This is a genomic window from Variovorax raffinosi (assembly GCF_051216615.1).
GTDB lineage: Bacteria > Pseudomonadota > Gammaproteobacteria > Burkholderiales > Burkholderiaceae_C > Variovorax.
The window spans coordinates 1-10,326 of the sequence record NZ_JBPJZR010000028.1 but is presented as its reverse complement, the minus strand read 5'-3'; the positions used below and the strand labels follow the sequence as shown (position 1 = coordinate 10,326).

The following is a 10,326-nucleotide window of genomic DNA, read 5'->3' as shown; positions in this document are numbered from 1 at the left end:
ATAGACGTATGGGCAAAAAAAGGTGAATGACGGACTGTTTTTAAGGTGACGAGAAGGTAGAGGTTACGGCTGCGAATTAATTCACTGTCCTGCTGTGCCCACGCCCACCTGAAAGAGTCTCTCGATTGGATGCCTTCACATCTGCACCATCCCTTCTAGGTGGCATCGTAGGCGTCTGCGTCTATTAGGTGAAGTCTAAAGGCCATCTTCTTATGCGGCTTCCCAAGAATTGAAATATTTACCGTTAAATATTTGGCGACTTCGGCTGTATCGTCGCGCTAGCAAGACCTCTTGCTTGATAGCTGTCGAAACCGATTTGGTAGAGTTAGCGGATTTAGTCAATGCTGTCTCAGTCGATGAAATTAAATTAAAGAACATGAAAATTCAAAAATGAAAGATTTCAAGCTATTGATTGATGGGTTGCTGATTCACGGCGCATCAACTATGAGAGTAATCAATCCGTCGACGGAGGAGGTAGTAGCGGAGTCGCCGGTCGCTGACGGCAAGCAGCTCGATATGGCTGTAGCTGCCGCTTCAAGAGCTTTCAGAGCGTGGGATGGAAGTGGGTGGCTTCATCGCCAAAAACTACTCGGGTTGCTCGCGGATGCGCTGTGCGAACGAACGCAAGAATTTGCAGAGCTATTGACGGCGGAGCAAGGAAAGCCACTGCGCTATGCGAAGGCAGAGGTCGACGTCAGCGCGAAGCGCATTCGTGATCTTGCAAGTTTGGAAATCAACGAAATAGTGCGGGAATCCAGTTCTTCCTCGCGAATCCTTGACCAGGTATTTCCGCTCGGTGTCGTCGCCATCATTACGCCGTGGAACTTCCCATTGGCCCTGCTCGTCAACAAGTTGGCGCCAGCATTGGTGGCAGGCAACTGCGTCGTCATAAAGCCAGCGCCGACTACGCCTCTGACAACCCTGTTTCTGGGCGAGCTCTGCCATACGATTTTTCCTGCTGGGGTCGTGAACGTCATTGCGGACAGAAACGACTTGGGGGCTTGTATGACAAATCACCCTGGCATTGCAAAAGTGAGCTTTACGGGTTCCACGGCGACGGGCCGCCGCGTTATGGAGGCTGCGGCCGGCTCGCTCAAGCGGATTACTTTGGAGCTGGGTGGGAATGATGCGGCCCTGGTGCTGGAAGATGCCGACGTGAAAGAAGTAGCCGCCAAAGTATATGCAGGCGCTATGGTGAATGCGGGCCAGGTCTGTGTGGCGATAAAGCGCGTTTATGTCCCGGACCGTCTCCACGATGCCTTCAATGTCGAACTCGTTCGACTGGCTAATGACACTATAGTTGGCGACGGAATGGACCCGGCATCCGAAATGGGTCCAGTACAGAACTTGGCCCAATTTGAACGAGTCAGTGCCCTGATCAAAGAGGCTTCGACGAGCGGCCGTGTCCTCGCCGGCGGCATGCCGATCGATAGACCTGGCTATTTTATTCCGCCGACAATCGTTGCCGACCTGAACGACAGTTCTCCTTTGATAGCAGAGGAGCAATTCGGCCCTGTCTTACCCGTCCTTCGTTATAGGGATGTAGACGAAGCAATCGCACGAATCAACGACGGTCCATACGCACTCGGCGCCACTGTGTGGACATCAGATCCAGCGGTCGGCGCTAAAACTGCAGGTCGAATTCAAGCCGGTACCGTTTGGGTCAACCATCACATGGCCATGCGCTACGACGTGCCTTTCAGGGGGTTAAAGCAATCGGGCTTTGGCACAGAGCTGGGCATTGAGGGATTGGGTGAGTTCTTGCAGCATCGCATCGTGAACGTGAGGTTGTGATTTCATGTTCGAAATAATTGAGAGAAAAGCTGGAATCCTTATGAAAATCAGAAATTGCCTCCTCGCCTTCTTGAGCTGCGCTACGCCATTTTTTCAGAGTGCATATGCACAAGAATTTCCCCTTTCGACCAAAACGATAAGGATAGTCGTCCCCTATTCACCAGGCGGGCCGACTGACGTGCAGGCACGCATACTTGCCAAGGAACTAAGTTCAACATTAGGCGGCGTGGTTATCGTCGACAACCGACCTGGAGCGGGCGGTGCAATTGGTGCGGCGGAAGTATCGCGAGCACCGGCAGATGGCTACACGCTCTTATATACCGTTGACGGCTTGATCACTCAGACGCCGCATGTCATGAAGAGCTTTCCGTTCGATGCCCTCAAAGGGCTCACACCCATTGCGCGGGCGGCAAGAGGATCGTTCGCATTGCTTGCTCGGCCGGGCTTACAAGCACAAAGCCTGAGTTCGTTCTTGAATTATGCGAAATCCAATCCCCGCAAGCTCACATACGCGTCCGCCGGTATCGGATCGGGGTCGCACATTTTTGGCGAAGTGTTGAATCAAGTAGCGGGAATCGATCTGGTTCACGTGCCTTATAAGGGAAGCGCGGCGGCGCTTCAGGATCTTCTTGGTGGACGTGTTGACATCATGTTCGATTCGCCGATGACGGCTATGAACTACGCCCGAGATGGTCGATTGGTCCTTCTCGGGGCAGCGGCTCCGCAGCGCTTTGCCCAGTTCCCTGACGTTCCGACACTCGCCGAAGCCGGGCTGAAAGGTTTCGAACAAGGCAGTTGGCTGGGCCTCTTCGGCCCGGGGAATCTCGATCCAAAGGCCCTTGCAAAACTGCAGCAGGGAATTGGAAAGATCACAAGCAGCGCTCTCTGGAAAGATACCGTGCAAGCCATGGCATTGGAACCCATTCCTGAAGAGTTGCCTGGTGCGTTTGCAGCTGCGGTGAAAAGCGACAACGAACGTTGGCGTGGATACATACTGAAAGCGCAGATCCAGACAGACTGAATTGAATTTCGCTTTCAATGATGCCCCCAGCGCAGGCACATAGTCATTAAAAGGTACCACATGAATGATGTCACACACCCGGCGTTTGTCGGTAACTATGCCCCAGTCCATGAAGAAGTTGAGGTTTCAAATCTCAAGGTAATTGAAGGGGTCATACCTAATGGTTTGTCTGGCACGCTGTATCGCAATGGGCCAAACCCGATGTTCCCTCCAATCGCCGATAAGCACCACTGGTTTTTGGGTGAGGGCATGGTGCATGCCGTGAATATCCAAGAAGGGCGCGTCTCATATACGAACCGCTGGGTTAGAACCCAGCAATTCAAAGCACAGGAAGCCGAGAGCCGTCGCTTGGTCGCAACCTCGTACGAGGAGGTATTCAACGCAGCGCTAGCCAAAGAACTTTTGAAGGGCTCGAATGAGCCGTCCGAGGTCAAGCCGCTCAAGTTGCCGATGGAATGGGCCGGGACCAACGCCGTGTGGCACGGCGACCGACTTTATGCATTGGGAGAAACAAACCGACCGATCTTGCTTGACGGTGATTCGTTGGCGACGCTTGGAACAACAAGTTTCGACGGGAAATATACGGGGCCAATGACGGCTCATCCGAAGATCGACCCGGAGACGGGGGAGATGCTGGCGTTTGGCTACCAAGCAGCTGGGCCGGGGACACGAGACATTGTGTACTTCGTCATCGATCGACACGGCGGCATTGTTCGTCAGGAACGGTTTCAGGCACCCTATTGCAGTGCGCTTCACGACTTCCTTGCCACGAGGGAGCATGTGCTGTTTCCCGTGTTTCCGGCAACTATAGATGTGCAGCGCGTGGCAGAGGGTGGACCACTCGTTGCTTGGGATCCGAGTCTGCCCACCCGCATTGGGATAATGCGGCGCGATGCGGGTGTGGCGTCGATGCGATGGTTCACTGGTCCAGCATGCTTCGTCTTTCATCCGATGAATGCTTTTGACGTGTCCCGCGATGGGCGACATTTATTGGTGGCCGATGTGATGAAGTTCGACAAGATGCCACTCTTTCCGGACGTGACGGGTAGAAACACTCCGGGTTGGATTAAAGACGGGATGGCGCGGCTCGTGCGCTGGACCTTTGAACTCGATCAGCCAGGCGAGGGCTATACCGAAGAGCTGTTGTGTGAGATAGAAGGTGAGTTCCCGCGGGTTGACGAGAGATTTGCGGGCTTACCTTATCGAAGTGCCTTTTACGTTGCGCGCTTGGGCGAGTATCGTGCGGGATCTTCATTTGACACGTTAGTGCATGTCGATGTTGAGACAAAAGAGGTTCGTACTTGCACTCCCGATGGTGACTTAGGCATGCTTGAACCGGTGTTCGTCGCCAGGAATGCGTCATCGCCCGAAGGAGATGGCTGGATTTTGACAATTGCATTCGATCCTCAGCGCGAGCGCAGCGACCTCTTGATATTCGATGCGGTGAACATTTCGAGAGGCCCAGTCGCGCGGGTGGAACTGCCTAAGCGTGTGCCGTACGGGTTTCATGGAACATGGCGAAGCGGTCAAGATAAATAGTCGCCCCTGCAAATCACCGCATCCCGCTTGAACACTGGCTGCGTGGCTCTTTAACGGTGCACCTAAGCCCTCGAGAATCGTTGAACCGGCAGCCGATTGCTGAGAGATGTGCGCTGCTCCAGGCCACCGAAACAGCCGACCTTTCCGCCCGCGCCCGGTCGAGATGATCGACCTTCGCCACCCGCTGGCAGTGCTTGCAAACCGTTTTCCCCGGGCCCAGATCGAGGTGGCATTGACCCCGTACTTATGCGCCAGGCGCGCACCGGCCGAGTCTTCGATACGACGATCTCTTCGGCCCTTCGCTGCGACTGGCCGGCGCCGGCGTTGCCGCAGCAGGCTGCCTGCGCCTTCCCATCCTTATGATGGCCAGCCTGCTGTACGTCAAGCGCACTTACAACTCAGCCATCAAGAATTAGCAAAGCGTGGCCCGAGAACATGGTCTGGCAGCCCTTCAGCGGGATGACCTTCTACGAGCCGCGCTTGCCCTGAGACACCACCCAGATCGGGCGCTTCCGCTCGGCCTTGGGCGAGGCCGACGTCGAAGAACTCCTGAAGGCCACCATCGACACTGCGGTGCACAGCAAGGCGATCAAGCCAGCCGAGTTCGAGCGCGTGATCGTGGACGCCACCGTTCAGGAAAAGGCGATTGCTCACCCGGTGGACTCGCTCCTGCTGGAGATTGCCCGTCAGGTGGTGGCTGCGGCCAAACGGGCGGGCATCGCCTTGAAAAAGACCTTCGCACGCGAGGGCAGCACCCTGCGGCGCAGAACCGGCCGCTACGGCCACGCCAAGCGGTGCAAGCGGCTGCGCAAAGTGGTCAAACTTCGTGCGCACAATATCGGTTGATTGGATCGGCGCCAACAAGCGGGGCATTGAACGCATCAACTCCGGAGCTGCCCTGAACATCGAGATGTCCTGGCAATATTGACATCTCAATGAGCGGTCGCATCGGTGGTTTTTATGGCATGCTCGACGCATGACCGAGAAAGTTCCGTTGAGTACTGCGCCCAAGGCTAGAAAAACCACCGCAATGATTGCGGTGGCTGTTCCGCCGGTTCGCGCAGCATCGAAGCCCGCTCCGGTGGACGGCTCGCACGCGTCGGTGAACCGCTTCCTTTCCGCTTACATCATGGGGGTAGCCAACCGTTTGGCCAATGGGGCCTCCAATCACTATCGCTCGCGTTTCAACCTCGGTATGTCCGAATGGCGTGCCATGATGGCCGTGGGCGGAGGTGCTGAATTCATCGTGCGCGAGGTTGCCGAGATGGCCGACTTGGACTATGCGGCCGCGAGCAAGAGCGTGCGAGTGCTGGAGGAGCGAGGCTTCGTTTCGGTTGAGCAGACCAAGCGGCGGGGCCGCGCCGCCATCGTGCGACTCACGCCCGAGGGCACCGAGATCTACCGCAAGCTGCGCGATTCCGCGCGAAGACGCAACAAGCGGCTGATCGACGGTTTCACCGCTGCAGAGGTCGAGCAATTGTGGACGCTCCTGCGGCGTGTGGAGCGGCAGGTGCCCCACATGAACGCGGAATGACGTGAAGGCTTTGTAATAAGCTTCAGCGGCCGGTCTTCGCGCGCTGAATACCAGCGTAGACGCGTGTACGCAATTCTGCGAAGCGTGGCTCGACACGGGTTTCGGACTGGCTGCGCGGGCCGGGGATGTCGATAGCGATGTCGTCCAGTACACGTGTCGGCGAAGTTGAAAGTACCAGCACGCGCTGACCCAGATACACGGCCTCATCAATGTCGTGCGTCACGAAGATCAGAGTCAGCCCGAACTCTGACCAAAGCTGCAGCATCAGATCCTCGAGATCGGCGCGGGTCTGCGCATCCACCGCCGCGAAAGGCTCGTCTAGTACCATTACTTTGGGCTTATAGGCCACGGCTCGCGCGATAGCCACGCGCTGCTGCATACCACCCGAAAGTTGCCAGGGGTAGGAATCGCCAACGTGACCCAGCGCAACGGCTTCGAGAGCCGCCTGCACCGCCGTGTCGCGTTCGGTCTTGGGCACCTTGCGCTCACGCAGCGGCAACTCGACGTTCTCACGCACTGTCTTCCACGGGAACAGGCTACGCCCGTATTCTTGAAACACCACAGCCATTTCCTCTGGCGGCGAATCGACTTGGTGGCCGTTAACGCTGACGGAGCCGCGCGTGGGTGCGAGCAAGCCGGCCAAGCATTTGAGCAGCGTGGTCTTGCCGGCGCCTGAAGGGCCAACGATGCAGGTGAAGTCGCCCGGGCGTACGTCAAAGCTCAGGTCGCCGATGGCCTCAACGCGGCGCTCCTTCGACTCATAGACCTTGTTGAGTTTACGGACCGAGACGACGGCGGTGTCTGTGGTGGGGGGTATCGTTGTGGTTGTCATGTCAGTTGTTTTTCTCGAGGTCGCGCATGCCGTAGTACCAACGCAGTGTTCGGCGCTCAAACTGCCGAAACACAACCGACAACGCGAAGCCAAACAGGCCGAGCATCAGTACGCCGCTCCACATCTGCGGTATCTCATAGCTACGCTGGAAATAGATGATGGCTGAGCCCAGTCCGTCCAGGGCCGCAAACATCTCACTGATCACCATCAGCACGATGCCGATCGACAAGCCCAATCGCATGCCGACGATGATCTGCGGCGACGCGCTCGGCAAAACGAAATGGCGCAGTCGGCCCAGGCCACGGATGCGGTAGGTGCGACAGGTGTCATCGAGAACATTGTCGGCAGCCTTCACACCCTCTACCGTGTTGAGGAGGATCGGCCAGATCGCACCGGCCACGATTACCGTGATCTTCATTGCGTCCCCGAATCCCATGCTTACGATCAGCAATGGAATCATCGCTACAGGAGGGACTGCCCGGAAAAATTCGAGCACCGGTTCTACTGCACGGCGCAGTGGGGCCCAGGTGCCGATAGGAATTCCGAGTGCAACGCCGCCGACGCTGGCGAGCAGGTAGCCCGCCAGGAGGCGTTCGAGGCTGGGCAGCACATCAGTGAAGAAGCGGGGCCCGAGCCACAGCAGGTTGAACTGCTTGAGCACCGCACCGAGCGACGGGAAGTAAAAATTGGTCGAGTTCGCGCTCAACGCATAGACCAGCGCAAACAGCACCAGCGGCAACGCCAGCTCAACCAGCAGTTTGCGGAATGCAATGTTGATCATTTCTTTTCTCCAAGGCGGCGCACGCTCGGATGCCAGCGCAGGATGCGAATTTCCAGCACGCGGGCGAGTACGTTGATTGCCATTCCCATGAGCCCGGCAACCAGTACATATGCATAAGCATCTGCCGTTGCGTTCGACATCTGGGCGACGACGATGCCGCGGCCCAGCCCTTGGCTACCGATGACCATTTCCGCAGTCACCGCAAGTACGAGCGCCATGGCTGCTGCCAGACGCACACCCGTGAACAGGAAAGGCAGCAACGTCGGCCATGCGACGTGCCGTACGAAGCCGGTTCGAGTGAATCGGAAGGAACGCGCGGTGTCGCGTGCCACAGCGTCAATGTCGTTCAGGCCGTATAGCATCTGCAGCAGCACCTGCCAGAAAGCCGCGTAGGTGATCAGCACCACGCCTGATTGGTAGCGCGAGCCGAAAATCAGGATCACGCCGGGAATCAATGCAACGGAAGGAATCGGGCGCAGGAACTCGATCGTCGAGTGCGTGTAGCGACGCGCGCCAGGCACGAGGCCGACGAACAGGCCCACAACGACACCCGCCGCTGTGGCTATGATCAGTCCCAGCACCCAAGTGCGTACCGTGGCCGCCAGGAATGCCCAGAACTCGGGTGTGCTTCCTATCTCGCGAAGCTTGATCAGCACAGCCGACAGCGGTGGAAAGAAACTGCTGTCGATCAAGCCGTATCGCGGTGCGACTTCCCACAGAAGAGCGAGTACAACGACGCCGGCAAAGCCGGTCGCCATGCGAGCCAATGCCGCGCCATCCGGGCGCGCGACTTTGAGGGCGCGCGCCGCTCCGGCCCCTTGAGTAGTTGGTCCAAGCGTCCCATGGCCAGCTGACATGAGTTTACTTCCCGTTCCAGACCAGTTCGTCATACACAGCCGGCTTGGTGAGCATGCCAAACTCTAGGCCGGCTTTCGAGAATAGCTCGACAGATTCTCGCGGGACGTTGGTCATGAAACGCGGGAGGATCAATTTAGCGGCAACGTCAGGGCCGAGTTTGGTGAACTTAGGCAGTTGTGTGCGGACTTGCTCCGGATTCTTCTGCGCATAGTCAAGCGATTCCGTGATGGCTGCCTGCAATTGTTTGAACAATTCGGGGTTGGTCTTCAGTTGCATATCGCTCGTGAAATATGCCGACGTCAGCATGCCGTTCTTCGCCATCGTTTGGAACGGTGAAGCTATGGGCGGGAAGCCTGAGTTCATGGCAGCGGTGCCGAACGGCTCCGCGGCGATCATCGCGTCGGTGCGCCCGGCCTGCAGCGCGGCCAGCGCTTCGGCAAAGCCCAGTTCGATGAATCTCACATTGTTTGGGTCGCCGCCGTCGGCCTTGACCGCGGTTTTGCCCAACAATTGCAGCAGGCCGTTCAGCGCGTTCACGCTCACCGTCTTACCTTCTAAGTCCTTCGCAGACTTGATGCCGCTCTTGGGGCTGGCATGGATCATGGAAACATCGGCACCTGCGATGCCGGTGGAGCCAGAACCCGGCGCAATGATTTTGATTGGGAGGCCCTTGTCACGGGCCTGCAACAAGTTCACCAGCGCGCTGAAGCCGAAGTGAAACTCGCTGCTCATGACGGCAGGCACGGCGCCGGTGGATGCGACGCTGGCCTTGAGGGAAAGGCCGTGCTTTTTGAAGATACCGACTTCCTCGCCAAGGTACAGCGCAGCCACATCGGTGACAGGCACAAAGCCAGCGTTCACGATCACGAGCGGCTTGGCCTGCGCGTTGGTGTTGCCAGCTACCAGAGCGCCGGCGAGGGCCAGGCCAAGCAGGATGCGTCGTTGCAGTGAAAGGGCGGTCATGGGAAGTCTCCTTGGTTGGTTGAATGTATAGGGGAGGGAACTAGGCGGGACGTGGGCCAGCCAGCGTCGTGCGGGTCATGTAGCGTGCGCGACCGACGTAGTCGGGGATCGCCTTGTGCATGCAGGCACGGTTGTCCCAGATGAGCAACTGGTCTTTCTTCCAGCGGATGCGACAAGTGTTTTCGAAGCGTGCACTATGGTCGTAAAGAAATTGCAGCAAAGGACGGCTCTCCGCCTCTGTCATGCCTTCGAAGCGTTGCACGTAGACGGAGTTGACAAAAAGGAATCGCCGACCCGACACAGGATGTGTGCAAACCAGGGGGTGAACGGTTTCGCGGTCGCCGGCGGCGATGTCTAGGTCTGTCTTGGCGCTGCTGGCGCTGAATTTGCGATTCTGCGCGTGGTACGCCGAGCCGTAGATGCGGGTAGCACTGTGTACGACTGACAACGTGTCCAACACCGAGCGCAGTTTGGGCGACAAGGTTTCATAAGCCGCATACATGCTAAGAAAGCCGGTGTCACCCCCGAATTCGGGAACGGTGACTGCACGCATGATCACGGCCGCAGGCGGCTCGTCGAAGTAGGTGCTGTCGGCATGCCAGGACTCGCCGATCACGCGGCCCATATCGTCGGCATCGCGCTTGATGATGTGGATCAGCGGGTTACCCTCAACCGAATGCAACTGCGGAATGTTCATCAGGCTGCCCAAGCGCTGACTGAACGCGAGGTGCTGCTCATGGCTGATCGGCTGGTCGGGAAAATAGATCACCAGATAGTCGGCGAAGGCCTGACGGATTTCGGCAAAGGTTTCTTCGTCCACCGGCTTGGACAGATCTACACCGGTGATCTCTGCACCGATGGTGCTGTTTACTGGCGCAACGTTGATGCGTTTGAATTTATGCGGGTTGTCGTAGATGGTAGTCACGGAAATGAGTCCTTGGTGTTTCGGAAAAAGCAGATGTGAGTCAGGGTTGTGATGGCGCGGTGTGCGTGTATTGCGTCAG

Annotated in this window: 9 protein-coding genes and 1 pseudogene; 5 read left to right on the top strand and 5 right to left on the bottom strand. The window is 57.5% G+C overall.

The window, feature by feature from the left end:
- Nucleotides 1-390: 390 nt before the first annotated feature.
- The 5 genes and pseudogenes from ACSFB7_RS37545 to ACSFB7_RS37525 all read left to right on the top strand — a co-directional run bounded on the left by ACSFB7_RS37545 (nt 391) and on the right by ACSFB7_RS37525 (nt 5,888).
- On the top strand, nt 391-1,794 hold the full coding sequence (locus ACSFB7_RS37545; protein ID WP_435477407.1) for an aldehyde dehydrogenase family protein: 1,404 nt from the start codon (nt 391-393) through the stop codon (nt 1,792-1,794).
- A 40-nt stretch (nt 1,795-1,834) separates the two neighbouring features.
- A complete protein-coding gene (locus ACSFB7_RS37540; protein WP_435477406.1) occupies nt 1,835-2,815 on the top strand; it encodes a Bug family tripartite tricarboxylate transporter substrate binding protein in 981 nt (326 codons plus the stop codon).
- Nucleotides 2,816-2,875: 60 nt separating this feature from the next.
- Entirely contained in the window at nt 2,876-4,354 is a 1,479-nt protein-coding gene (locus tag ACSFB7_RS37535; RefSeq protein ID WP_435477405.1) for a carotenoid oxygenase family protein, read from the top strand.
- A gap of 113 nt (nt 4,355-4,467) precedes the next feature.
- A pseudogene (locus ACSFB7_RS37530) lies at nt 4,468-5,197 on the top strand (IS5/IS1182 family transposase); the annotation flags it as partial.
- 133 nt (nt 5,198-5,330) lie between these two features.
- On the top strand, nt 5,331-5,888 hold the full coding sequence (locus ACSFB7_RS37525) for a MarR family winged helix-turn-helix transcriptional regulator (protein WP_435477404.1): 558 nt from the start codon (nt 5,331-5,333) through the stop codon (nt 5,886-5,888).
- A 22-nt stretch (nt 5,889-5,910) separates the two neighbouring features.
- Here ACSFB7_RS37525 and ACSFB7_RS37520 read toward each other — a convergent pair whose 3' ends face one another.
- The 5 genes from ACSFB7_RS37520 to ACSFB7_RS37500 all read right to left on the bottom strand — a co-directional run bounded on the left by ACSFB7_RS37520 (nt 5,911) and on the right by ACSFB7_RS37500 (nt 10,247).
- Complete coding sequence (locus ACSFB7_RS37520) at nt 5,911-6,720, bottom strand: ABC transporter ATP-binding protein (protein ID WP_435477403.1); 810 nt, start codon at nt 6,718-6,720, stop codon at nt 5,911-5,913.
- A gap of 1 nt (nt 6,721) precedes the next feature.
- Entirely contained in the window at nt 6,722-7,501 is a 780-nt protein-coding gene (locus ACSFB7_RS37515; protein WP_435477402.1) for an ABC transporter permease, read from the bottom strand.
- Nucleotides 7,498-8,259 carry an ABC transporter permease gene (locus tag ACSFB7_RS37510; protein ID WP_435477401.1) on the bottom strand — a complete coding sequence of 254 codons (762 nt, stop codon included), beginning with the start codon at nt 8,257-8,259 and terminating at the stop codon, nt 7,498-7,500. The genes ACSFB7_RS37515 and ACSFB7_RS37510 overlap by 4 nt, the downstream gene beginning before the upstream one ends.
- 103 nt (nt 8,260-8,362) lie before the next feature.
- Nucleotides 8,363-9,322 carry an ABC transporter substrate-binding protein gene (locus ACSFB7_RS37505; RefSeq protein WP_435477400.1) on the bottom strand — a complete coding sequence of 320 codons (960 nt, stop codon included), beginning with the start codon at nt 9,320-9,322 and terminating at the stop codon, nt 8,363-8,365.
- A 40-nt stretch (nt 9,323-9,362) separates the two neighbouring features.
- Complete coding sequence (locus ACSFB7_RS37500) at nt 9,363-10,247, bottom strand: TauD/TfdA dioxygenase family protein (RefSeq protein WP_435477399.1); 885 nt, start codon at nt 10,245-10,247, stop codon at nt 9,363-9,365.
- Nucleotides 10,248-10,326 lie beyond the last annotated feature (79 nt).